Raw genomic sequence first — 26137 nt, 5'->3', positions numbered from 1 at the left:
ACTCCTTTCGGTTCTTAAGTTACCTTAGTATTGTCAGCATTGCCCGTTCCACAAACAGGCTTTCAAAAAGCGTTTCACACCATATATCGGGATACCCTCGGATGGGTACTCCTATTCAGGTGGGCGAATACGCGTTATGCTTCCGCCTCGTCATCTCCTCCAAGCTCTTCAAGAACGCCCAAAGCCGCAGGCATAAGTTGCTCATCTTTGTGACGGAACGGATAGCCAAGCTTTTCTGACTTGGGATAGTAGATGGCACCGCGCGCCTTGAACGTAAGCGCCTGCTCGCGAGGAATCTTGACTCCCTGATATACAAGACGCCCTCCGGTAAGCGAAATCGAGGACAGACCAAGCCGCTCGGCACGGATGCGCACGCGAGCGCGGTCAAAGAGGTTTTTACCCGCAAGCGGCAAAGCACCAAAGCGCTCCTCTGTCTCTTGCTGTATCTCATCTACATCCGCCAGATCCTGAGCCGCCGCAAGTCGGCGATACACCAGTACGCGCCGATCAACTTCCGGGAGATATTCCTCGTCCAAGAAGAAGTCGGTAGGCAGATTGAGAGTAACTTCCGATTGCTCAACATCGGGCGTTTCACCGCGGGCCTCCGCGACCGCCTCGCCCAGCATCTGCGTGAAGAGGTCAAAGCCAACGCCGGAAAGATTGCCGTGTTGTTCAGCACCCATGAGTGAGCCTGCTCCACGAATCTCCAAGTCGCGCATAGCAATCTTCATGCCACTGCCCAAATCCTGATACTCGTTGATGGCAGTCAAACGTGCCGTTGCCTCTTCGGTAAGCGGCATCTCTGCCGGAAACATAAAATACGCATACGCCTGTTGCCGACCACGGCCCACGCGCCCCTTAAGCTGATACAGCTGAGCAAGTCCCAAGCGCTCCGAATCTTCAATGATCAGCGTGTTGGTATGGGGATTGTCGATACCCGATTCAATGATGGTGGTTGCCACCAAAACATCTATCTCATGCTCCTGAAAACGCAACATCACGTCTTCCACCTCGCGGGCGCTCATCTGTCCGTGCGCCACCCCCACGCGCGCTTCCGGCGCCGCCTCATTCACACGACTCACCGCATCATCAATGGTCGTAACGCGATTGGAGACGTAATATACCTGGCCTTTACGTGCAAGCTCGGCTCTGATAGCGGCGGATACAAGATCGGGATCGTACTCTCCCACTGTCACCTTAACCGGCTTTCTTCCTGGAGGTGGCGTCATGATGAGGCTCATATCGCGCACGCCACTCATGGCCATCTGCATCGTGCGCGGAATAGGCGTTGCGGAGAGCGTCAGTACGTCAACCTGCTCGCGCATGTTTTTGAGCTGCTCTTTATGCTGAACCCCAAAGCGCTGCTCCTCATCAACGATAACGAGACCCAAATCATGGGGGTTCACGTCCGCTGAGAGCAGCCGATGGGTTCCTACCAGTACGTTTACCGAACCGTCCGCAAAGCCTTCCAGTGCCTTGCGCTGTAGCGCAGGCGTAACAAAACGGGAAAGCACAGCCACTTGCAAACCAAACGGTGCAAAGCGCGAGAAGAACGTCTCAAAATGCTGCTGCGCCAAAATGGTGGTGGGACACAAAATCATAACCTGGCGGCCGTCCTGACATGCCTTGAATGCGGCACGCAATGCAACCTCGGTCTTACCAAAGCCAACGTCTCCGCAAAGCAGGCGGTCCATCGGCTTGCGAGCCTCCATGTCAAGCTTAATATCCGCAAGTGCGCTTTCCTGATCGGGCGTCATCTGATATGGGAAGGCGGATTCCATCTCTTCTTGCTCCGGAGTATCAAACGAAAACGCATAGCCCGGCACCGAAGCGCGACGGGTGTACAGGTCAACCAGGTCAAACGCCAACTTTTTTGCGGACTTGCGCGCCTTGGCTGTCGCACGCGACCAATCGGCAGTGCTCAGCCGTGTCAGCCTTGGAGCTGCGCCATCGGGCCCCACATAGCGCGTTAAACGATCCACCTGTTCAAACGGGACGTAGAGCTTATCGCCATGAGCGTATTCAAGCAGAAAGTAATCACGCATTCTGCCAGCAGCCTCTTCGCGCACAATCTCCTTAAAGTATGCAATACCATGCTTTGCGTGGACAACATAATCACCCGGCTTGAAGGGGAACGTAACACTCGTAGGATCAATGCGCTTGGAACGGTGTTTTTTGCGAGCAGAACGAATCGTAAGGTCGGAAACGGAAAGAACGGCAAGATGCGCCGAAGGTATCACAATACCGGCCGGAACCGGAGCGTCGGTAAATGTTACCCGTCCCCGTTTAAGCGGTTTGTATGAGGTATCTGAAATATCCCAATTTGGGATATTCTCTTCTGACGTGCCCAAAGACACCTCAAATGGAATATTTTCATCACTAAAATGACCCATCAGATGTTCACGTGCCGCTCGATCGGGAACGGCAAAAACAACCACGTCGTTATCGTTTACGAGCTGACGAACACGGCCAATCAGCTTGGTATCAGAGCCCGCAATGGAGGGCTGATGGACTGCGAGTTCTGCGGTAACTTGCCCTCCTACCCGCAAAAGAGAAGCAAACGAAATCCGCTGCTGTGAACCAAAGTCCAGCTCCCGCGGCATGGTATAGAGCCCCTCGGTCTTAACTTTTGCCGTCTGTGCCGCGGCCTCAATATCATCCATAGCGTGCTGGCAGTCGTCAAAAAGAGAGCGTGGCTCTGCGAGCACCACAAGGGTTTCCGGAGATATGTGTTCAAGCGGGCTTGCTGTTTTTCCGTACAAAATGGGCAGATAGCGCTCAAGCGCCGGTGCGGAAGCACCTCGTTGAATGAGCTCAAGATCGGCGGCAACCGCAGAATTTTCCTGGGCACGATTATAGAGTGCCCGTTCGGCGTTTCGAATAGTCTCTGTGGTAAAGGCCAGCTCTCGACACGGTACCACGGTTACCGACTCAAGCTCACCGATGGTCTGACCGGTTGCGGCAACCATGCGACGGATACGATCAATCTCATCACCAAAAAACTCAAGGCGCACCGCACAGGTGGATTGAGCCGGGAACACGTCAACCGTATCGCCATGTACGTGAAACGAACCGGGAACATCAACTTCTCCGGTATCGACATATCCCATACCCACAAGAAGCGCCGGCACCTCTTCAAATAACACCTCATCCCCCACAGAAAAGGTGCTTGGTACAAAATATCCCGATCCAACAGGCGGTACCCGGCGCAGAAGTGCATGCGCACTTGCAACCACAATGCACTTCTCGCCCGCCGCAAGGCGTGCAACGGCATTGCAACGCATGCCGATACACGCATCATCAGGCGTGGCGTCTGACCACGGATAATCACGCCTATCGGGATAGCGCGACACCACATCATTTCCAAGCCACGCTGCCAGCGCACGAGCCGTACGATCGGCTGCCTCCTCGCCCGCTACCACCAACATGGTAGGACGCGGACATTGGGCCCATATTGAGGCAAGCACCAGAGGGCGCGCACCCTGAGCAACGGCCAAGGTAACATCGGAGCCCGAAGAGAGCTGTCGAGAAAAAGCAGTGAGTTCCGGGGCGGATAAAAGGCGAGAAGCAACTCGGTTGATAAACACTAAAACTCCTTGACGCACTAAAAGCCCACGTGCATAAACACGCGGGCTGTAACTGATTCAATCTGGGTGCTATTGTAGCCGTTTCCGACCGTCGGTTTAGCAGCCAGTAGTTTTTTCTTACCGAGCTACATGTTTTGCCAATGCGCGCAGCTTTTCTGCCACGGCGGAAGTAAGCATTCCGGACGAACAACGCCACGACCAATTCCCCTCAACGGTTCCGGGGACATTCATACGAGCAGAGTCGTCAAGTCCAAGGATATCCTGCAGGGGTATGACGGCCACATCATTGGGCAGCGTCAACACGTTTTTGAGTACTCGCTCAAAAGCCTCATGGGTCTTCTCGTCGAAAGATCCGTCGCACCAGGCATTCTCATTATCCGGATAGATAAAGCGCCTCTTCAGATATCCTGCAAGCGTAGGTGTATCATGCGTTGAGGTATACACGATCGTCTCGAGGTTTGCCTCAAAACGTTCTCGTGGATCTTGATTTGAGAATACCGCCACCGACATACCCGGTATACCTGTCTCGGCCAAAAGAGCCCGCACCGCAGGCGTAATGGAACCAAGATCTTCGGCAATCAATGGCAGCGCACCAAAGTGCTGGAACGCAACACGGAAAAGATCGAGCCCCGGCCCAAAAACATCGCTTCCCTCTGAAGCCGCATGACCGATTTGAACATCATAGAACGAGGTAAACCCTATAAAATGATCAAGACGTGTAAAATCATACAGGTCAAAGGAGCGCTCAAAGCGCTGCAGCCACCACGCATATTCTTGTTGCTTTAAGACATCCCACTTATAAACAGGATTTCCCCACAGCTGACCTTGCGGGGCGAAAGAATCAGGCGGAATACCTGGCTGGGAAGACGGATAGCCGTCTGCATCAAGATCAAAAATTTCCGGATGAGCCCACACATCGGCCGAATCCGCTGAAACAAACATGGGCATGTCGCCGATAATTCGAACCCCATGCTTATGCGCATACTCTTTAAGTTCATGCCACTCTCGCTCAAACATAAACTGTATGCGGCGCCTGCGCTCGGCGCCTTCTCTTACTCCGGCACGAGCCACCAGCTCTGGCATGTACGTCTTGTATTCTTCCAGCCACTCCTGCCAACACACCGCAGTACCAAAGTGGTCTTTCAATGCGCGAAAAGCCGCATATGGCTCAAGCCAAAACGCATTCTTTTTACAGAACTCCTGGTATTGATATCGAAAGAACGTGTTATGTGCCAGCGCTTCAAAACGTGCAAGCGCACCGTCGGCTCCCCCATCAAGCAGCTCGGCATTTCCGGCGAACGCCGAAAGCCCCGCATACGGAGAACCAAATTCATCCGTCGGATTTATAGGTAAAATCTGCCAGTATTTTTGCCCAGCCTCTTCCAGCCAATCAACGAAGTCATGGGCATCTGCGCCGATCGTTCCCGCATGACTTGTTTTCTTTGTTTTGGCGGAGAGAGCCACACCGGGCCTTTGAGGCAGTGAGGTAATGTGTGCAAGTATGCCCATACCGCGCTGCATGGGACGCTGCAAGCGATGAGGACGATGTATATGAAGAACCACCGTACCAAGAGGCCACATAAAAACGTCAACGGCACCATTTTTTGTTTCAAGAACCTGACCGGTAATGATATCGCTCACCAGCATACCGGGAGCCACCGGAACATGAATATTCTGTACGTTTGAGAGACTCCTGTTGATAAGCACGCAAATACGCTCATCGGGATCATGCAGAACATCTGCATGTTGTTCGCGCGTACCGTTGTAGCGCCAAAAACCAAACACGTCATCATTGGGTGCAAACGGTTCAAATTCACCGCTGGTAAGTACCGGCAGCACCTTACGCAGCGCAATCGAATTGCGGTATATGGCCGTGCAGTCCTTATCGCCCGGGCGAGAAGCACCGCGCACGCCGTCATCGGCCTGTCCCCACGGCATGGTGGCGCGATTGTACGGGTCACGATTGCCTTCAAGTCCCAACTCATCCCCATAGTACACGCACGGCACGCCCGGCATGGTCATCTGAATAACACACGCCGCCCACAGACGGCTCTTGCCCAAACCGCGCTCGTCGGATGACAGAGGGAACTCTTGTGTCTCCGCAGGAGCCGTCCGTGAGTACGGAGCGCCGCTTAAAATGGTCATGATCCGCGCGCGATCATGACTTCCCATCAAATTCAATGACGAGAAGAACGCACGCTTGGGATAGTTCTCACGAAGCTCTTCAAGCCGATGTGACAACTCAGAAGCTGAAATCTCGCCGCGTAAATACTTCAAGACTCCTGAACGCAGCGGGTAGTTCATCGTGCCGTCAAGCTCATCATCGGCAAAATAGCGCTTCAACTCACCATAGGCCCGCTTGTTGCTGGCGTCTTCCCATACCTCACCGATTACCACGGCATCGGAACGCTCGGCAACCGCAGCCTTATGGATTTCGGCCAAAAACCCGTCGGAGAGTTCATCGGCAACGTCCAAGCGCCATCCACGGGCGCCGGCTCGAATCCACCGGCGAACCACGCCGTCTTCACCGCAAATGAAATTCCTGAATGAATCGCTCGTCTCGTTCACGTCCGGCAGGTCATCAACACCCCACCAGCTGGCATATGATCCGTCTTCCGCCAACGTGAACCAATCGGCATAGGGAGAACTTTTTCCCTGGCAAACACCCACGTCGGCATAATTGCCATCGCGATTAAAGTAGCGAGAATCAGCCCCGGTGTGATTAAAAACGCCATCCAAAATAATGGAGATGCCACGCGCCTGTGCCTCGCGACACAGCACCTTAAATGATTCTTCATCACCCAGAATCGGATCTATCGAGAGATAATCGGCAGTATCGTAGCGATGGTTGCTTGCGGCCTCAAAAATAGGATTCAGATAGATAATGGTAATCCCGAGACGCTGAAGATACTCAAGTTTTTCGGTAATACCTTCCAAGGTACCACCATAAAAATCCCATTTTAGGATACGGCCGTTTTCATCACGTACGTATTTCGGAGCCCTGTCCCAATCTTCTACCAATTCACGCTTTGGACCTTTTCGCGGCTTCTCAAGAGCACGCTCCGCACGACCGTGCCAATCAGCACCTCTCGCAAAGCGATCCGGGAAAATCTGATAGGCAATGCCCTCTTCATACCACACGGGACGGATACTGCGAGGTGTATATACCGTCAGCTGAAATGACGGCGGATCTCCAAAGGTAAACGCACCGACTCCGGTAACCCACCCCTCACGAGCGCCGTACTTCCATACCGCACCATCGGATGCCGTAATATCAAATCGGTACCACACAATACCGGTTGTCTCGGGAACAAACGATACCGAGAAGAGCGCCGCATCGGCAGGAACTTCCGAAGAAGCAGCGCTTTCAAAACCGCCAGAATGCGTATCTACAACCTGAGGACCAACCTCACCGGTATATGTGGGACGCTGGACACGCTGCATCGAGAGGTTCTTCTCGCCGTCTCCTTCAATCCAGAGACGAAGCGTACACGAAGTGACATCGTCGTCCCAAACGGCAATGGAAAGAGTGACCTGTTCTCCTTCGCGAACCGCACCAAACGGCCGACGATATGTGGCGAGCGATGTACTGTGAAAAGCCTGCATATTACCAGTCCCTGCGACGGGTATATCGAATCACCTCTGGATGAAGCCAATGGTACATATCGAGGTAGTCATTGGCTGCAGTGTGCCAACTAAAGTCGGCAGCCATTGCGTTGGCAATCAAAGCGTTCCACGCATCTTTTTGATTCCGATATACGTCACACGCATAACAAACCACATCAGCCATCTCATCGGCATTCATGTTGGCAAAGCTAAATCCGGTGCCCTCCTGGGTGTACTGATTGTATGCCTGCACGGAATCGGCCAAACCGCCCGTCTCACGCACAATAGGAAGCGTGCCGTAACGCATGGAAATCATCTGAGAGAGGCCACAGGGCTCAAACTCAGAAGGCATTAAAAACATATCAGCACCTGCATACATACGGTGCGAAAGAGCCACATCAAACTGCAGGCGGGCCGCCATGTGGTTGCCGTAGTGATCGTTAAAATACCGGAGCGAATCTTCGTATTTTTGATCACCGGTGCCTAAAATGGCAACCTCCATACCGGCACTCATAAGCCGATCCATCGCGTAGGTTACCAACCCCATACCCTTTTGGTCGGTCAGGCGCGTTACCATTACCACCAAAGGAATGTCAGAATTTACTTCAAGACCCAACTCTTCTTGCAACGCACGCTTGCACTCCGCCTTGCCTTCAAACTTCTTTGCCGAGAAGTGCGCCGGAATATAAGGATCGTTTGCGGGAGACCATGCAGCGGTGTCGATGCCGTTCAAAATACCACGGAGCGCCTCATGACGACGGCGGAAAATGGGATCCATTCCTTCCCCGTAAAACGGCATCTGCAACTCAAGTGCATAGGTAGGACTGACCGTACTCAGATAATCTGAGTAGAGCAGTGCTCCTTGCATGAAGTTAATGGAATGATCGTCGCAGCGAAGCTGACCTGCCGCCGCAGGAATACCATCCAAACCCAGAGGGTCCGCCAACATTTTATCGGTAAACTGACCCTGGAATTTAACGTTGTGAATCGAGAAGACCGTGCGCACGTTATCGCATTCGGGAATGCCGCGATAAAACTCGCGCAAAAATACCGGAGCGAGCGCCGTTTGCCAATCATTGCAATGCAAAATATCACAGGCGAGCTCCGGTACGTGTGCAATTACCTCGCAAATTGCTTTTGAGAAAAACGCAAATCTCTCTCCGTCGTCAAAAAAGCCGTAGAGACCGTCTCTCCCAAAATACTGCTCATTGTCAATAAAATAACAGTCGACGTTTTCATGAATCAGGTGATAAATACCGCAATACGCTTCACGCCACGCGAGGGGAACATACAGCTCTCCCACCTTGGTCATCTTGTCTTTCCATGTGGACGATATGGTTTTGTAGAGAGGTGATATGACGGCTACCTTTGCACCTACGTGTTTAAGCGCACTGGGCAGCGAACCGGCAACATCGCCGAGCCCGCCTGTTTTTGAAAATGGAACAACCTCAGAGGCTGCAAAAAGAACTTTAAGTTTTCTTCTTCTGGTTGTGCGTGCCATGAATGGCCCCCTCACTATTGTTTTCATAGCATCAAACCTATTTTACCGCACTACCCCGACGAAAGCCGGGGTAGATAAAAACTTCATTCGCTGTTATGTTTTATCTCATTACTGCGTGTACTTTTTACGGACAAGGATGTTCTCCGGTGTTCCGTGAAGCTCTGTATCATTGGGAATGATGTTATCGCGGTCAACAATGGCCCTGTCAACGACAGCACCGCTTTTAACAATGCAGCCTTGCATCACGAGGGAATCACGGATGACGGCACCCGGCTCGACGATAACCTTGCGTCCCAAAACGGAGCCCGTAACAGTACCGTAAATACGACAACCGGCCGAAATCATAGAATTGGTAACGCTCGAACCAACCTCAAACTTGGCAGGAGCCGTATCATGAGCCTTTGTTTTGATGTTTCCGCCCGGGAATAGCTTGGCGGCAATATCTGGATTCAGTGCATCCATATTTGCCTGATAGAGAGAATTCTTATCAAAAATACCTCGCGCATATCCATCAAAGAAATAGGTCTGAACTCTCACGTGTCCATAATCGGACCTCAGCGCCTCAAAGATGTCCAGATAGTCCGTTGCCGCATACCAGTCGAGCATATCCATGAGCTTCTTGCGGGATATGATAAAGCAGTCCAGCGATTGTACGTCGCCATGATTGACGGAATTGTGTACACCTACGACACGCCCGTCATCGTCAACTTCAAATGCCGTGGCATCGGCATTGTATCCCTGCGCTTCATTGCACAGTACGGTGATATCGGCACCCGACTCAATGTGATACTCGCCCATTTTATCAAGGTCAAAGTTGTACACAAAGTTTGCACTGCTGTATATCACGTAATCCGAAGTAGAACGCTCGAGATAGATGCGATTTGTCATCAGGTCACGGAGCAGGAAACGTGCTCCCGTACGTGAAGTGCCAAACGCCGAACCCGGAAGGATAAAAAGTCCGCCGTTTTTGCGGTCAAGTCCCCATGCCTTACCGGAACCAATGTGGTCGATAAGCGAGCGGTAATTAAACGGCATTATCATACCGACCGTACGAATACCACAATTCATAAGGTTGGAGAGGGCAAAATCTACCAGACGATACCGGCCGAGAAATGGCATAGAGGCAATGGGGCGTACATCGTTTGAAATCTCAGTATTTTTTGATGAGTAGTTGCATGTGATCAATCCGATGGTTTTTTTCATGCTACTCACCCCTTCCTACCACAACGTCATTGCCAATAACGGCAGTGTCCTTTGTCTGATCAACACTTCCCACATGAACATTTTCTTCAACGGTGGAATTCTCGCCCATGATGGCACGCACAACCTGAGCGCCTGCCTTAACATGAGCCCCCGGAAGAAGTACCGAATCCACGACACGGGCACCCGCTTCAATGACGGCATCGGTTGAGAGGATTGAATGGCGAGCAGTACCATTGATAATGCAGCCATTTCCAATCAGACAATCATCTACCCTGCCATACGGTCCCACGTACGCGGGAGGCCTTGTGGAAGCGTTTGAGAGGATGGGGAAATCCGACGTAAAGATATCAAACGCCGGCTCCGGCCCCAACAAATCCATGCTGGTTTCGTGATAACTTGAAATAGTACCCACGTCACGCCAAAATCCCTCAAAGCGATAGGAGTACAGACGCTTGCCGTCCTCCAAAAGACGCGGGATAACGTCTTTGCCAAAGTCATGAGTTGATTGCTGATCAAGGGCATCCTCTTGCAACGCCTTAAGCAAAAGCTCCGTTGAAAAAACGTAAATGCCCATCGATGCAAGGTTGGAATCGGGATGCGTGGGTTTCTCGCTAAATTTGGTAATCCTGCCGTCATCGTCTACGGTAATGATGCCAAAGCGAGAGGCCTCTTCCCATGGCACTGGCATGACCGCAATGGTGAGGTCGGCATTGTGCTCTTTATGACACGCCAACATCTCTCCGTAATCCATGCGATAGAGCTGGTCACCGGAAAGAATCAGAACGTACTCGCTGTCATTTTGTTCAATGTAGTCGATATTTTGGGTTACGGCGTCAGCGGTACCCTCATACCATGCACCGCCCTTTTGCGTGGCGAACGGTGGCAAGATTGAAACTCCTCCGCCCAGATCGTCCAAATCCCACGCGCTGCCCGTACCAATGTAGGAGTGCAGCAAGTACGGACGGTACTGCGTCAGTACACCGACGGTTGAAATCCCTGAATTCACGCAGTTTGAAAGCGCAAAGTCAATGATTCGGAACTTCCCGCCAAAGGACACGGCCGGCTTGGCGACGTTGCTTGTCAGCGCACCAAGACGACTCCCTTGGCCGCCGGCCAAGAGCATTGCCAAACATTCCTTCTTTTTCATGCCAATCTCCTCCCATATCCCCCAAAAGTACAGGGAGCGACACTTACCAAAACCGTACCTTACAACCCTTTTTTCACCCTACGACTCAATCTTCCAAATGTCATGCATATACTCACGAATCGTGCGATCACTCGAGAAGAACCCCGCCTTTGCGGTGTTATGGAGAGCTGCGGCATTCCACGCATGGCGATCGGCATAAAAAGCCGTCAGCTCTTCCCACGCATCGACGTACGAATAGAAGTCCTTCAGGACAAGATCGTGGTCGTTTCCGGCCATAAGATAATCTCGAATTGACTCGAAATTACCCGAAAGACCCGCAAGCGAACCGTCCGTAAGCATTGAAACAATACGTCCCAGGCGACCGGGATCCGAATTAACCTGGTTCCACGCAAAGTATGAACCCGATGCATAGAGATCTTCCACCTCTTGTGCGCGGAGGCCGAAGATCTTGATGTTCTTCTCGCCCACAAGCTGAGAAATCTCAACATTGGATCCGTCATACGTACCAAGGGTGAGAGCCGCATTCATCATAAGCTTCATATTTGACGTTCCAGATGCCTCTGCGCCTGCAACTGAAATCTGCTCTGAAATCTCCGTTGCCGGGTAGATAAGTTGTGCATTTGAAACGGCAAAGTTAGGCACAAAGGCAATCTTCAGGCGGCCCTCGATACGTGCGTCATTATTGATGACGTCAGCAACCGAGTTGATGAGACGGATAACCTCTTTTGCAAGCACATAGCTCTGAGCCGCTTTACCCGAGAAGATAAAGGTTGTAGGAGCGGGCTTGAAGGTGGGGTCATCCAGCATACGGTTATAGAGATCAAGAATCTTGAAGACATTCAGGAGCTGACGCTTGTATGCATGGAAGCGCTTAACCTGCACGTCAAAAATGGTATTTGTATCAACTTGCAGCTGCGTAGTTTCTTCTATGTATGCCGCAAGCCTCTCTTTATCGGCCTTCTTTGCGGCTTCCATGGCGTCCAAGAAGCCGGCATCTTTCTCAAACGGAATGAGGCGCTCAAGCTCAGTAGCATCATCCAGCCATCTCGTTCCGATGGCATCGGTAATGAGCTTTGCATATGGGGGGTTTGCCTGTGCCAAGAAACGACGGTGGCAGACACCGTTTGTCTTGTTGTTGAAAATCTGAGGCCTCAGGCGATAAAAATCGCGGAGAACCGTCTGCTCAAGAATGCTGGTGTGAAGATCGGAAACGCCGTTGACCGAATGACTGAAGATAATGGAGAGGTTTGCCATGCGCACCTGTCCGTCCCACAGAATTGCCGTGGATGCCAAAAGATCGGCATTTACCTCTTCACGCATAAGATTTTCTCGGTAGCGCCTGTCCACCTCTTCGATAAACATGTACAGCCGAGGCAGCAGATGACGGAATGTCTCGATGGGCCATTTCTCGAGAGCTTCCGGCATGACCGTATGATTGGTATAGGAAATTGAAGCGCTTGCAATCTTAAAGGCCTGGTCAAAGTCAAGGCCATACACATCAACCAAAAGCCGCATAAGCTCGGGTCCGCACATGGCGGGGTGCGTATCGTTGGTATGAATGCATACATGATCGGCGAAATGATCCCAATCGTGTCCATGCTCATGCTCATACGTACGTAAAATTGACTGAAGTCCCGCCGAAACAAAGAGGTACTCCTGCTTTAGGCGTAAGATACGACCATGCTCACCGGCATCATTGGGATAGAGAATGGTTGAGATGGCCTCAACGTCCGAGCGAAACTTGTTGGCACGCGCGTAATCTCCCGCGTTAAACGCATCGAGGTCAAAGTCCTCCTCGCAGGGTTCTGCGGACCACAGGCGGAGCTTATTAACGGTTTTTCCACCGTAACCGACAATGGGCACATCATAGGGAACGGCGCGAACGCACTCACCGCCCTCTTGGGTAAACCAGAACCGGCCGGTTTCATCCTGGTGTCGGACAACTTCCCCACCAAAGCGAACCGTAACACTTGATCCGTCTTTGCGGGATTCCCACGGAAAACCGCCCTCAAGCCAGTTATCCGTACACTCTACCTGGCGGCCGTCTTCAATCTCTTGACGGAACAAGCCGTACCGGTAACGCATACCATTGCCAAAACCGGCCATTCCTTCATGCGCCATGGAATCCAAAAAACACGCCGCCAAGCGGCCAAGTCCACCGTTACCAAGGCCGGGATCGACCTCCTGCTTAATAAGGGTGTCAAGCGAAGATCCCATCTCGTCTATACCATCGGCAACAAGATCTCGAAGCCCATAATTCAGAAGGTAGTTATCCAAAAGCGGTCCGAGCAAAAACTCAAGCGAGAAGTAATACACCTTTTTGGCTTCTTTGGGATGGCACTCCGCTTCAATAGCACGAGACTTAGCGGCAATGAGCCGCGCCAACATAGAATACCGCTCTTTATCGGTACATTTATCAAATTCCCTACCCAATACCGACACACACAAGGCGCGATATTGCTCCTTAAAATCTTGCGTATCCTTAAAAATCTTATCTCGTGCCATGCCACTCCTAAAAATAACCATCAAACAAATACGTTATGTATCTTTAGTTGTATCACTCCTTAGCTGAAAATGCGCGCTTTACTTTCTCTTTTTCGGCTTACGGCGAGAAGTGCTGGTTACTTTTCGGTGAGTTGAACTCGTAACCTTCTTTCCTCGACCGGTCTTTTTGGGAAGAGGACCGCTATACCCTAAAATCATACCTCCGAGCGGAGGAACACGAACCACTACCGATTGGTCCCGACCGTTCCACGGCTCATCCTCCGTTGTAAGTGTAGCGGTATTGATGACCCCGGAGCCGCCAAACTCTTCCGCATCAGAATTGAAGACTTCGCTCCATTGTCCGGCACGCGGCATGCCAAGACGGAAATCTTCGTGTGCTGCAACATCAAAGTTCAAAAGAATCACAAGGTCATCCTTTGGCTTCTCGCCACGGCGAATAAAGGTAATGAGAGACTGCTCGTTGTTGTCGGCATCGATCCACTCAAAACCAAGCTCGTCATACGCATGCTGCCAAAGCGCCGGATGCTTGGTATAGAAATGGTTAAGCGCGGCAATAAAGTGCTGTTGATCAGCGTGCGTATGGTATTGCTCAGTAAGGAAATACTGAATGCCTTCGTAATAACGCCACTCTATGAACTGTGCAATCTCATCGCCCATGAAGTTGAGCTTAGCGCCCGAGTGTGTCATCTGATAGAGCGCAAGGGCGCGCATACCGGCAAACTGGCGCCACCAATCGCCCGGCATACGGGTAATGAGACTGCACTTACCATGAACCACCTCATCATGGCTCAGTGGAAGCACAAAGTTCTCGTTGAATTGATACATGGTGGAAAACGTCAGAAGGCGATGATTACCGGGGCGGAAGGGGAAGTCCGTCTGGCAATAATGCAGCGTGTCATTCATCCATCCCATATCCCACTTCAGATGGAACCCGAGACCGCCCACGGAAGGCGGATAGGTTACCAGCGGCCACGCCGTTGACTCCTCCGCAATCATCAGCACGTCAGGATGCCTTTTTTGCGCGGTAACGTTGCAGCTGCGAACAAATTCAATTGCCTGCTTGTCTTCTTCGGTACCTTCTTCATTAAAACGCTTACGCGCGGGATCATCGATACCAAAGTTCAAGTACAGCATACTAGTAACACCATCCATGCGAATGCCATCCGCATGATAGCTCGAAAGCCACCATAAGAGGTTGGAGATCAGGAAGCTTCGAACTTCTCCGCGTCCATAGTCAAACTTATATGTGCCCCAGTTGGGATGTTCTTCCCGCTCGTAAAGCTTCTCGCCGTCAAAGCGGGCAAGCCCGTGCGCGTCACGACAAAATCCGCCGGGAACCCAGTCGAGAATAACGCCGATACCTGCCTCGTGACAGGTATCAATAAAGTGCATGAACTGCTGGGGAGTTCCATAGCGAGAGGTGGGTGCATAGTATCCTGTTACCTGATAGCCCCATGAACCGTCGTAGGGATGCTCCATAACAGGCAAAAGCTCAATGTGGGTATAGCCCATCTTTGAAACGTATGATACAAGCTCATCGGAAAGCTCGTCGTATGTAAGGAAACTGCCGCCGCTGGATTCCGGCGTATCGCCTGCAGGCCCGTTACCGTCGAGTCCGTCATCATGGCGCTTCCAGCTTCCAAGATGTACCTCAAAGATATTCAAGGGGCTTGCAAGGAAGTCTGACTTTTTACGAGCGTTCAGCCACTTTTTATCATTCCAGGTATATCCTGCAAGGTCAGCCGTCCGCGATGCAGTTCCCGAAGGTATCTCGGCATAGAACGCATACGGATCCGCCTTGAGAGTCATTTCTCCGCCGGATGACTCAACCGCATACTTATAGAGCGCTTCTTCCGGCACACCCGGGACAAAAGTTTCCCAAATGCCTCCCGTCTTTGTGCGAGCCATCTGATTGGTTTGATCATTCCAATCGTTAAAATCTCCTACCACGGAGACCGACAACGCATTTGGTGCCCAAACGGCAAAGTGATAACCCTCTGTACCATCATCCGCTACCGCAGGATGAGCTCCGAGCTTCTCGTAACTTTGATACCATTCACCCTTACCAAAAAGGTAAATGTCATCTTTTGTTACATACAGCGAACTGTCCTTCACGTTCATAGAGACCTCCAGCCCCCAAGAGGCACCGCTACTTCCCCAAAAGTCACGCACTCTTATTTTAAGCCAGTAACAGCATATTTATTACAGCATACTAATTTATTTAAAAGAGTTAACAATAAACGAGGTGAACGGTCGTATTACCTCGGTGGATAACATTAACCAAATTGGCTATGTTTACACATCGGCAGATTTCCTCTCATGTGCACAACGAAGAACCGATTTCAAATCCGATTCCGCTATGATAAGGGACACCTAAAGCGCATAGTTTGATTGCACCAAGGAGAGGATATGCCCAGGGAAAGTAAAAGGCTGAAACAGGAACGCGGCGTCGAAACGTGTCGGCGCTTACATACATTGTATCCCCATGTAGAAAGTGCGCTTGAGTATCACAATGCATATACGCTGCTTGTAGCCGTAATGCTTTCGGCACAAACCACAGATGCCGCCGTCAACAAGGTAACGCCTGAACTATTCAGACGCTGGCCCAATCCCGAGGCGATGGCATCTGCACAGCCATCTGAAGTTGGTGAATGCATACGCACCATCGGCTTCTGGCGTGCAAAGGCTGCTCACTGCACCGAGATGGCGCAAATACTTATGGCTGATTATGGCGGAGAAGTTCCTCAGACCATGGAAGAGCTGGTAAAACTTCCCGGAGTTGGGCGCAAAACCGCAAACATCGTGCTTAATAAGATGTTTAACACGGTCGACGGCATCGCCGTCGACACGCATGTCTACCGCATTGCCAGCCGCTTGCGCCTTACCTCTGCCGCCACGCCGCTTGCTGCCGAACAAGATCTTCTTTCTCTTTTACCTCATGAACTTTGGAAAGACGTAAACGAAGAGTGGATTCACTTTGGTCGTGATATCTGCACCGCCCGAAATCCCACGTGTAGCGCCTGTCCCCTTTCGGACATTTGTCCTTCTTGCGGACAGCCCAATCGCTGGTTCAAAGGCAGCGGCAAGAAAAGCTCTAAACGTTAGAGTTTTGATGAGGGGCCACCAGGAAAAACTTGGCGCGTAAGTATCGAGGTTCTTCTCGCCCTTGATTATGTGTTTGCTCCGTTAATACAAAAGAAGTGCCTCCCGTGGAGACACTTCTTTTTGCAAGCAATGAATGGGTTCTTGTTGAGAAGAACCGTGCAGTCACACCCTAGTAGTTAAGAGCACGCTCCTGGAAATAGGACTGTGGGTGATTACATACGGGGCATACTTTTGGTGCGGTTGGACCAACGTGCAGATGGCCACACTTGAGGCACTGCCAGACCTTGACACCGGGACGCTCAAAGACCTCGCCGGACTCAACACGCTCAAGGAGCTTGTTGTAGCGCTCGTCATGAGCCTTCTCAATCTCGCCAACAAGACGCATCTTAGCGGCGATCTCTTTGAAGCCCTCTTCCTCGGCAGTCTTGGCAAAATCTGCATACATGGTGGTCCACTCGTAATTCTCGCCTGCAGCAGCATCCTTCAGAGCCTCGGGAGTTGCAGGAACCTTACCATCATGCAAATACTTAAACCACAACTTGGCGTGAACATTCTCGTTACCGGATGTCTCATTGAAGATATCGGCAATTTGCTGATATCCATCCTTTGAAGCCTGCTTGGCATAGAAGCCATACTTGACGCATGCCTGGGACTCGCCGGCAAAGGCAGCCTCAAGGTTCTTCTTTGTCTGTGAGTTCTCAAAATCAACAGCCATTTTTTCTCCTCTCCTGTTTTGACCGGATGATCAAAACGTACCTGCATTGTAGCAAAACCATCCCCTATTTGGTTTTACGTAACATCGGAGTTCTTACCGTATGGTAATCCTCACCAACGTCGCTCATTATACCCACTATGCGCACCAAATGTCACCGCGCAGGTAACAAAATCCCTCTTTTGCCAATTCTTCAAGTAATCCCAGTACAGCACCCATATGAAGAGCTTCTCGCCCTGCCGCAACCTCAACGGAATTAAGCTCTTTTGCAAGCGTTTCGGCGGTTGTGCCTCCTGCGTCTCTATGAGCCAGAAGGAGTCGCAAAAGCGTTGCCCTCTTCTGCCGGTGCGATCCTTCAAACTTTGACTGGCGCACATGAGTCTTGGATCTTCTGCCGGGGTTGGGAAGGGTCTTCTTAAGCTGTGCTCCATAGTCCAAAAGCGCGTAATACCAGCTGCGCGGATTGTCATCCGGACGCTCACGGAAAGGATCATCGGAGGGACACGTTTTTTCCACAAGAGGAATCAACTCGGAATCCGGCACTCCCTCTGCGTCAGGATAAAGTTCATGCAGAAATACCGCCCGCACATTGGTCTCCAGGTACACACCATGCAGATTCCAAGAAAAGGCGCGGATACCAGCTGCGGTGGCAGGTCCGATACCGGGAAGGGCAACGAGCTCTTTTACCTCACGTGGAAACACTCCCCCTGACTCAGAAACAGCCTGAGAGGCTTTATGCACCAAAAGAGCGCGGCGATTGTACCCCAGCCCCTGCCATTCTTCAAGCACATCAGCGGGAGCAGCCGCCGCAAGTGCATCTACCGTAGGAAAACGCTCAAGCCATCGCTGCCAGCGATCCATGACACGACTTACCTGCGTCTGCTGAAGCATAACTTCAGAGATCCAAATGGCATACGGGTCATATGTTCTGCGCCAAGGCAAATCGCGATACAGTTCGCGACCACGGGTCCGCACCAAGTCACAAAACGCCTCAAGATCCATCGAATCGGAGTCCGGCCTCAATGCGGCCTCACTTTTATTTGCAGACGCATCGCTCGCGAGAAGGTCTTGGTGCCAACTATTCACATTGACCTGCCGTCTGAGTATGAGCATTCCCGAGAGTATCAGTCACTTGTTTTTTAAGCTTATCGGGGCGGAGGGACTTCTCGCTCTTTACCACCCGAAAGCTACCGGATAACTCGGGTACCAAGCCCTCTTCAACAATCTGACTTAACGTCACGGACGCAAAATACGACCGGAGGATTTTCTCGGCATTACACCATACGGGATTAAAGGAGCAGGACGCTTTACGAGGACATGGCGTATTGTCAGGACCGGCAGATTCACAACCTGCGATTAAAATAGGGCCTTGTATGGCTTCCACTACATCAAGCAGCGTAATCTCTTTTGGATCGACCGCCAAACTCATGCCGCCCTGCGCACCCCGCATAGACGAGACGATATGTGAACGGACAAGATCGTGTTGAATAACGCGTGCAAATGAGTAGGGAACATCGCTTGCCTGCACCGCATCTCTCACGGAAATGACCTTATCGGGGTTCTTGACCAAAATACTCAAAATACGCAGAGCATAGTCTGTCTTTCTTGAAACCTCCATATATTTGCCCTCCTCAGTCCTTCTATAAGGACAGCCCTCTCACAGGCCACACGTATCAAACTCAGCTCAAACGCTTCTTATTAATTACACTTCTTTGGCAACTCGGATGACTTATCTACCAGTGAATCCATTGATTGATGCGACACAGAGCCAGCCGACGGTTGTTTTGGCGCCTCAGCTGAAGACCAATTCAATATCTCCCATCCGCGCTGTCGAGCAATCTTTACGAGCGTTGGACCGGGGCAAACCGCATGAGCATTCTGCGCCATACCCAATAAAGGAACATCAGAATAGTGATCTCCATACGCGTCGACAATCTCCCATGCCCCAGTACCAAGATGCTCGTTGCACCAATTTTCAACGGCGCGGGGCTTCTCGACACCTTCAACGACGGATCCCAGCACTCGCGTGGTATAGTGACCGTCTGCAACCTGCATTTGTGTGGCCATAAAGTCATCGGCGCCCAAATACTCTGCGGCGCGCTCCGCTATGGGGACAAACGTTGCTGAAACCAAAAGTACCACGCGACCCATATCATGATGCTGTTTTGCGGCGAGAAGTGCCTCGGGGCGAAACCGCGATGCAATGACGTCCTGGTAAAATGACTGCATGACTTGATTTGCCTGCGCAACGTCCATCTCGGTCAGTGCGCCCATAACAAGCTCACGGGCCTCTTCTTGGCGTTGCGGAAGATGGAACTTATAGCGTATCCCCCACCATGCAAGACGGATTGTGCGCATAAGGGATGAGATATGCTGGCGGTAAAGATACGCAGCAAATAGAAAACCCGACTGACCTGCAATAACGGTTCCATCAAAGTCAAAAACAACCACTTGCGCAGCGGTCCTTGTGTCTTGGTTTGCGTACTCCATACTTCCTCACCACCTCTTGCAGACGTGCATGTGTATACCCTCAAAACGCTTCATTCATCACATATACTGCAAGTCCCCATTACCGACAAGAAATTATACCTGTAACTCGCGCCATAAAAAAACCTCCCGAAGGAGGTTGTAATTGCACATGGCGGGATATGCGGGGCTCGAACCCGCGACCTCCGACGTGACAGGCCGGCGCTCTAACCAGCTGAGCTAATACCCCGGACGCCTTTGCGCGAATTGAAAGTTTACAGGGAAAACCCGTCCGTGTCTAGCAAGATTTCCCATGAATTTATAGTTTTTCCAAAAGACGCACGCAACGCACATAAAAACCGCTGGTAAACCTATTCAAGCGCAACGTTTGTAACATTGCCACTGGAGTCAGTTACCTTCAAAGAAGTTCCATCAAGTACCGCCGATGCAATGGTTCCTTCTCCACCAACGGTATTTCCGTTCTTGTCTGCTACAAGTACCGGAAGAGCACCGTCTCCGATGGTATAGGCTACAACGTCCCACTTACCATTGTTATTCTCGGGAACAAGAATAGTTCCGTTATAAAGCACCAAGTTGGTTGGAGTTCCGTCAACCTTAAAGACAATCGTTTTATTGCCTGATCCGCCATCACGCGTAATGCCGTATTTACCGTCATCTTGCTTTTCGATGGCATATGTCGAGCCTTGATAGGTAATTTTACCCTGCGCATCCTGTTCATCCTGCTGTTTCTCAGAGGAATAGGCAGACTCGGTTTGTTTTGTTTCTTTTTCCGGAGCGGCTTCATGCGAAGACGCAACACAGCGAACGATACAAAAGAGAGCAACAAGCGCAATAAGGGTAATAATAACCAGCACAATCATATTGCGCCGGGTATGTGGGTTTTGTTCTTCCAGTCCGTCGGTGATCTTCTCTCGGGCCATGTGGACACCCTGACCGGCATGAATGGTAGAGATATCGCTCGATTTAATCGGGGAAGAATGCGGGGTCTTCTCGTCATCCGGTTCAATATCCATATGATGCGACATGTGATTTGCCATTATAGCTCCTTTGTCACCTATACCTCACGGCGCGCTTCAATAGCACGACCAAGTGTCACCTCATCAGCGTACTCCAAATCACCACCCACTGGCAAACCACTTGCAAGCCGCGAAACTTTTACCCCTAAAGGCGCAATCGTCCGTGCGAGATACGTTGCCGTAGTCTCCCCTTCCACATCAGGATTCGTGGCGAGAAGAACCTCTTGTACCGTACCGTCTGCCAAACGAGAAAGTAACTCTCGTACATGAAGCTGCTCCGGACCTATCTTATCCATCGGTGAAATAACACCGCCAAGAACGTGATAGAGACCATGGTAAACCCCGGTACGCTCAATGGCAGACACGTCGCGCGGCTCAGAGACTACACAAATTTCTGATCGATTCCGCGATGCGTCCATGCACACGTCGCATTCGTCACGTGTTGCATAATTGAAGCAAATGGGGCAAAAATGAACCTGCTGCTTTACCTCAAGAATCGCACGAGATAGCCGCTGGGCTTCCTCGGAATCGGCTTCAAGCAGATAATACGCAATGCGCTGCGCTGATTTAGGGCCGATGCCCGGAAGACGTCCAAGCTCATCGAGAAGACGCTGAAGAGCTCGCCCGTCATTTGTTGGATCAAATGCCATTAAAATAATCCCGGAATATTCAAGCCACCCGTAACGGAACTCATTGCTTGACTTGCTGCTTTCTCAGCGGACTCAAGCGCATCATTGGTGGCCGCAATGATCATATCTTGAAGCATTTCAACATCTTCGGGATCTAAAACCTCGGGATCAATTTTGAGATCCGTAAGGCGCAAATCGCCCGAAACCGTTACCTTTACGGCTCCACCGCCAGCGCTTGCCGTATGCAGGGTAAGGGCAGCCTTTTCTTGAGCCGCCAAAAGCTGCTCCTGCATTTTACGAGCCTGCGCCATCATTTGATTGCGGTTCATACCGCCTCTGTTAAATCCACCTTTAGCCATTAGCTCTCCTTGTTCTCGACAGGTTGATCCTTAGATTGGTCCTTTTTTGACTCAAATGAAACAGATAGTGCGGGTCCAAATACATCTTCAAGCATTGCCGCAACACTCGCAAGTTCTTTTGGAAGCGCCGACTGAACAGCTACATCCTCAGGCGAGCCGGGTGCTGCTTTTGGTGCCTGCCGTGTCTTTGGCGTTTGTTCCGATTCCGGTATCGGCTCCGGTGTCGGTGTCGGCACCATATCGGGAGCAGGCGTTGGTGTTGGTGTTGGTGCCGGTGTTGGTATTGGTGCTGATGTTGATACTGGTGTCGGCATCGATGCCGGTACTGGTCCCGATACTGGTGCTGGTACCGTCGCCGGTGTCGCAACCGGTGCCGGTGCCGCGCTCACTGCGGGCTCCGTTGAACCTTGCGGCTGTGCGTCTCTCTTGCGTATGCGCGGAGGCTCTTGCGGTTTGAGCGCACGTTCCGCATCAGCAATGGCCTTATTTTGAAGCGATGACTCCCCGTATGTAACGGTTCGCATACCCAAAACAGGCTCAATGAACGTAAGGAGTTCCTTTTTAATCTCTTCTCGTCCAAGCATCGCCGAGGCAAACTCGGATCCCTTGGGAAGCAAAACCAGCAGGTTGGAGCCATCATCTGAAGCAAGCGTTGAATTCATGAGAAGTGAACCGTGTGCAGGTGCTTTCTCTCGGTACTGCTTTACAATCTGCTTCCAACGCCGTGTAAGAGTTGCCTCATCGGCATTACCCGGAGTACGAGCGGAAGCATCATGTGAGGACGTTTCGGCCTGGGAAGGTACCTCTGGAGTAGGTTCGGATACAGGTGGCGTGAGCGGTGCTGGTTGAGCAGGCATCTCAACCACTAGTGTGGGCATCGGCTGAACGGGTACCTCAACCACTGGAGCAGATGTCATTTGAGCAGACACCTCAACCACTGGCGTGGGTGCAGTTTCAACCGGTGGTTTGGTTACTTCGGTTACCGAAGAAGTATCCACATCAGATGTACTTCTCGACACGCCATCTGCCAGCTGATACTCCAAATCCGCTATACGTTCAGCAAGAGATTCAAGTGTTAAATCGGACGTGGGACGAGCAAGGCGCGTAAAGGCAATCTCAAGAACCAATCGCTGATTGGATGCCGTGCGCATCTGGTTTGAAGCATCCCCCAGTATCGTGAGCGCTCGGGCAAGCCTGTCAGCCGAACGATACTCACGCACCTCCTGCGCAAGCTGTGTCCGCTCGTCATCGGTTATTGTAAGCGCAGACGTATCGGGACCAACCGCCGCCATCACATAGGCATTACGTATATGAGCCGCAAGCTCTCGCGTAAACTGCAGTACGTCGCGGCCTTCATCAACGAGCGTGTTAACCTGCTCAAAAAGCGTTGAGACGTCGCGCTTTGCAATGGCCGTCGAGACGTGCGCGAGAAGTGACCCTGACGCCTCACCCAAAAAGTCCTGAGCAATGGCAAGCGACACCACCCCATCGCCAAACACAGACAGCTGCTCCAAAGAAGTCAGTGCGTCACGCATGCCTCCGCGAGCATGACGAACAATCAGCTCAAGCGCACGAGCGTCATACTGGAAACTCTCGGCTTCGCAAACCTGCTGTAGGTGACTCAGCATTTCTTCGTTGCCAATAGCGTGAAAGTCAAAGCGCTGCACACGCGAAAGAACGGTCCCCAATACTTTTTGCGGATCTGTCGTACATAAAATAAATGTTACATGAGCTGGCGGTTCTTCAAGAGTTTTGAGCAAGGCATTGAAGGCTGCAGTGGTCAACATATGCACTTCGTCAATGATATAAACCTTGCCTTTGCCCCGTACCGGCGCATAATTTGCGCGAGAAATAATCTCTTCTCGAACATTATCAACGCCGGTATTGGATGCGGCGTCTATCTCCACCACATCGGGATGATTACCCGCCGCAATAAGCTGGCATTCTTCGCAAGTTCCATCCGGAAGCTGTCCGGGAGCTTTACGACAAAGCAATGCTTTTGCCAACAGACGAGCCATGGTTGTCTTGCCGGTTCCTCTGGGCCCGCAAAACAGGTAGGCATGACTCACCTTACCTTCAAGCACTGCGCGCTTCAAAGTTCCGACAACATGCTTCTGACCGACAACCTGCTCGAATGTTTGCGGCCGATACTTTGTGTATAACGATTCCATACGTCCTCCGACGCACTCGAGTGAACGCATTTAAGTATACCCGTCAGGTTTATGTTCTTCTCGCCAGGATGTAACCTCACGAAAAAAGGAGCAGCTGAAGCCGCTCCCTTATCACTATGCTTTGTATGCCAAAAGCCGAACTACTACTCAGCCGGAGTCTCAGTAGCAGCTGACTCCTCCGCCGGGGCTTCAGGTGCAGCCGGAGCGGTAGGCTCCTCAACGGGAGCGTTCTTGGCGAACTCTGCAGCACGCTTTGCCTTCTCAGCAGCCTTTGCCTCAGCAGCGGCCTTACGAGCAGCTTCCTGCTCTGCAGCCTTTGCGGCCTTTGCCTCTTTGGCGGCCTTTGCGGCATCAAGACGAGCGGAAGCAGCTTCACCGAACTTATTGGAGAAGCGCTGGACACGACCGCCCGTATCAACGAGCTTCTGCTGACCAGTATAGAATGGGTGGCACTTATCGCAGAGGTCAACACGCATTTCCGGAACAGTTGCGCGTGTGGTCCACGTGTTGCCACAAGTGCAGCGAACGGTGCACTCAACGTACTCAGGATGAATTCCTTGCTTCATACAGGACTCCTTACATCGGCTCTGGTTTCCGACCAGAGCAAGGGAATAGCCGAATGAGTATAGCAGAGTCTGCACGGTTTCGCTAGGATAGAACGAACTATTCCCCGCTTTACACGGAGGCGACATGTTTTTAGCTATTGATGTAGGCAATACTCAAACGACCCTTGGACTTTTTGACGAGAAGGGCCAGATGCTTCACGGCTGGCGCATGTCGACAAACTCCGTTGACACGGCAGACATGCTGCATGGACGTCTGTTTACGTTCTTCATGAAAGATGGGCTTTTGCTTGATGATATTTCCGCCGGAGGAATTGCTTGCGTTGTTCCTGCCATCTCCCGAGCTTGGAAGCGTTGTTTTGAAGTGCTTCTGAAGAGACCGCTGGTTGCAATCAGCGCTTCTTCCAATACTGGGGTACCCGTACACATGCCACATCCGGAGCGTGTTGGTGCTGACCGCATTGCCAATGCCGTGGCTGCTCGCGATCGATATGGGTCTCCCGTGGTGGTAGTTGACTTTGGCACGGCCACTAATATCGACGTTGTTGATGATTCGGGTGCATATCGCGGTGGCGCTATTTCTCCCGGTCTTATGCTGTCTGCAAACGCACTTTTTGAACGCGCAGCCAAGCTTTCCAGTATCCCCATAGAAGCTCCCGCATCGGCTTTGGGTGACGACACCGAAAGTGCCGTTCAATCGGGTTTGGTCATTGGTACAGCGGCACAGGCAGAAGGTCTTGTAGCTCGAATTTTGCAAGAGCCTGGCATTGGTGGTGCAAAAATCATTGCCACGGGCGGCCTTGCAAAGACTGTGAGTGTTGCAACAGACGTATTTGATGTTGTGGATCCAGAACTCACCTTGCGTGGTATTTATCTCATCTGGAAGCGCGGATAGATGCCTGTTCAGGTGTGATGGCGGTCTCTTTTCCCTCATCATCCACAATAATCGCACGGCCCCACACGTCAACGCCACCAAAATGTGCCGTATACGCCACGTTACCATTGGGATACACCACATCAACCGTCTGACCAAGCAACGTTACACGCTCAAAATACTCATTCAGGATGGGTGCAAGCGGCCCTGCAGCCGCGCGACCCGCCTTAACATTTTCAGCCCAACTACCTACCGTAGCCATGGCCTTTTGTGCCAAATTTGTAAGACTCAATGCCCCTGTGGCGAGAAGCTCTCCAACTTCAGGAAACTCCTCAAAATCAAACGTCAACCCGCACACGACAAACATACCGTCCGCATATCCTGCATGGGCTCGTATGGAAGCGACAGGCGTACCCCCAATAACAATCCCATAGGGCCACGCAATGCCAATGTTCGGTACGGTATTTTCAAGAGCCTCCGCCAAACCATACGCCACAACGTACGGAATGCCCATTACCTGTTGCATGGGAACATCGGGACGCAGAATGAGTGCACATTCAACGTGCTTCTCGCCTTGGCCGATGCTTTTTCCATTGCCGTCTTCCGCAAGAAAAACTCCTGCTTGCTCACCGGTTTGCGCCAGCTTGACTACCGTATCAAACACACTCACGG

The 26137-nt window shown here is 51.6% G+C and carries 19 protein-coding genes and 1 tRNA gene; 2 read left to right on the top strand and 18 right to left on the bottom strand.

What is annotated here, in order from left to right:
• Positions 1 to 134: 134 nt before the first annotated feature.
• From mfd to glgB, 7 genes are all read right to left on the bottom strand, one after another.
• Positions 135 to 3587: a transcription-repair coupling factor gene (gene mfd / locus ATORI0001_RS04305; protein WP_003149661.1), complete on the bottom strand. Its 3453-nt coding sequence runs from the start codon at positions 3585 to 3587 to the stop codon at positions 135 to 137.
• Positions 3588 to 3704: 117 nt separating this feature from the next.
• Positions 3705 to 7193 (bottom strand): 4-alpha-glucanotransferase, encoded by a 3489-nt coding sequence (locus ATORI0001_RS04300; RefSeq protein ID WP_003149437.1) that lies wholly within the window; start codon positions 7191 to 7193, stop codon positions 3705 to 3707.
• A gap of 1 nt (position 7194) precedes the next feature.
• The gene (gene glgA / locus ATORI0001_RS04295) at positions 7195 to 8694 is read right to left on the bottom strand and encodes a glycogen synthase GlgA (RefSeq protein ID WP_003149120.1); all 1500 of its coding nucleotides are present in this window, start codon (positions 8692 to 8694) and stop codon (positions 7195 to 7197) included.
• Positions 8695 to 8802: 108 nt separating this feature from the next.
• Positions 8803 to 9897, bottom strand: coding sequence for a glucose-1-phosphate adenylyltransferase subunit GlgD (gene glgD, locus ATORI0001_RS04290; protein ID WP_003149048.1), 1095 nt, complete (start codon positions 9895 to 9897; stop codon positions 8803 to 8805).
• A 1-nt stretch (position 9898) separates the two neighbouring features.
• Positions 9899 to 11044 carry a glucose-1-phosphate adenylyltransferase gene (locus ATORI0001_RS04285; protein ID WP_003148944.1) on the bottom strand — a complete coding sequence of 382 codons (1146 nt, stop codon included), beginning with the start codon at positions 11042 to 11044 and terminating at the stop codon, positions 9899 to 9901.
• Positions 11045 to 11122: 78 nt separating this feature from the next.
• Entirely contained in the window at positions 11123 to 13549 is a 2427-nt protein-coding gene (locus tag ATORI0001_RS04280) for a glycogen/starch/alpha-glucan phosphorylase (protein ID WP_003149421.1), read from the bottom strand.
• Positions 13550 to 13627: 78 nt separating this feature from the next.
• Positions 13628 to 15670, bottom strand: coding sequence for a 1,4-alpha-glucan branching protein GlgB (gene glgB / locus ATORI0001_RS04275; protein WP_003149332.1), 2043 nt, complete (start codon positions 15668 to 15670; stop codon positions 13628 to 13630).
• Positions 15671 to 15958: 288 nt separating this feature from the next.
• Between glgB and nth the strand changes: the two genes are divergently transcribed.
• Positions 15959 to 16654: an endonuclease III gene (gene nth / locus ATORI0001_RS04270; protein WP_003149465.1), complete on the top strand. Its 696-nt coding sequence runs from the start codon at positions 15959 to 15961 to the stop codon at positions 16652 to 16654.
• A 169-nt stretch (positions 16655 to 16823) separates the two neighbouring features.
• Here nth and rbr read toward each other — a convergent pair whose 3' ends face one another.
• The 10 genes from rbr to rpmE form a co-directional block, all read right to left on the bottom strand.
• On the bottom strand, positions 16824 to 17369 hold the full coding sequence (gene rbr, locus ATORI0001_RS04265) for a rubrerythrin (protein WP_003149581.1): 546 nt from the start codon (positions 17367 to 17369) through the stop codon (positions 16824 to 16826).
• Positions 17370 to 17504: 135 nt separating this feature from the next.
• Complete coding sequence (locus ATORI0001_RS04260) at positions 17505 to 18452, bottom strand: HhH-GPD family protein (protein ID WP_003148901.1); 948 nt, start codon at positions 18450 to 18452, stop codon at positions 17505 to 17507.
• Positions 18445 to 18984 (bottom strand): RrF2 family transcriptional regulator, encoded by a 540-nt coding sequence (locus ATORI0001_RS04255; protein ID WP_003148919.1) that lies wholly within the window; start codon positions 18982 to 18984, stop codon positions 18445 to 18447. Before ATORI0001_RS04255 ends, ATORI0001_RS04260 begins: the two co-directional genes overlap by 8 nt.
• Before the next feature lie 80 nt (positions 18985 to 19064).
• Positions 19065 to 19856 carry an HAD family hydrolase gene (locus tag ATORI0001_RS04250; protein ID WP_050768520.1) on the bottom strand — a complete coding sequence of 264 codons (792 nt, stop codon included), beginning with the start codon at positions 19854 to 19856 and terminating at the stop codon, positions 19065 to 19067.
• 149 nt (positions 19857 to 20005) lie between these two features.
• Positions 20006 to 20082, bottom strand: a tRNA-Asp gene (locus ATORI0001_RS04245).
• A gap of 121 nt (positions 20083 to 20203) precedes the next feature.
• Positions 20204 to 20890 (bottom strand): hypothetical protein, encoded by a 687-nt coding sequence (locus tag ATORI0001_RS04240; protein WP_003149496.1) that lies wholly within the window; start codon positions 20888 to 20890, stop codon positions 20204 to 20206.
• Between the two features lie 17 nt (positions 20891 to 20907).
• Positions 20908 to 21519: a recombination mediator RecR gene (recR, locus tag ATORI0001_RS04235; protein ID WP_003148893.1), complete on the bottom strand. Its 612-nt coding sequence runs from the start codon at positions 21517 to 21519 to the stop codon at positions 20908 to 20910.
• The gene (locus tag ATORI0001_RS04230) at positions 21519 to 21857 is read right to left on the bottom strand and encodes a YbaB/EbfC family nucleoid-associated protein (protein WP_003149126.1); all 339 of its coding nucleotides are present in this window, start codon (positions 21855 to 21857) and stop codon (positions 21519 to 21521) included. The genes recR and ATORI0001_RS04230 overlap by 1 nt, the downstream gene beginning before the upstream one ends.
• Positions 21857 to 24028 carry a DNA polymerase III subunit gamma/tau gene (gene dnaX / locus ATORI0001_RS04225; RefSeq protein ID WP_003149409.1) on the bottom strand — a complete coding sequence of 724 codons (2172 nt, stop codon included), beginning with the start codon at positions 24026 to 24028 and terminating at the stop codon, positions 21857 to 21859. Before dnaX ends, ATORI0001_RS04230 begins: the two co-directional genes overlap by 1 nt.
• A 143-nt stretch (positions 24029 to 24171) precedes the next feature.
• On the bottom strand, positions 24172 to 24594 hold the full coding sequence (rpmE, locus tag ATORI0001_RS04220) for a 50S ribosomal protein L31 (RefSeq protein ID WP_003149057.1): 423 nt from the start codon (positions 24592 to 24594) through the stop codon (positions 24172 to 24174).
• 124 nt (positions 24595 to 24718) lie between these two features.
• On the opposite strand from rpmE, the gene ATORI0001_RS04215 reads away from it, so the two are divergent.
• Positions 24719 to 25486, top strand: coding sequence for a type III pantothenate kinase (locus ATORI0001_RS04215; RefSeq protein ID WP_003149416.1), 768 nt, complete (start codon positions 24719 to 24721; stop codon positions 25484 to 25486).
• On the opposite strand, the gene ATORI0001_RS04210 is transcribed toward ATORI0001_RS04215, so the two are convergent.
• The gene (locus tag ATORI0001_RS04210) at positions 25467 to 26135 is read right to left on the bottom strand and encodes a biotin/lipoate--protein ligase family protein (protein ID WP_003149616.1); all 669 of its coding nucleotides are present in this window, start codon (positions 26133 to 26135) and stop codon (positions 25467 to 25469) included. The genes ATORI0001_RS04215 and ATORI0001_RS04210 overlap by 20 nt on opposite strands.
• Positions 26136 to 26137: the final 2 nt, after the last annotated feature.

It is taken from the genome of Lancefieldella rimae ATCC 49626, from assembly GCF_000174015.1.
Lineage (GTDB): Bacteria > Actinomycetota > Coriobacteriia > Coriobacteriales > Atopobiaceae > Lancefieldella > Lancefieldella rimae.
The sequence above is the reverse complement of the archived record's forward strand: the minus strand, read 5'-3'. Positions and strand labels throughout refer to the sequence as shown.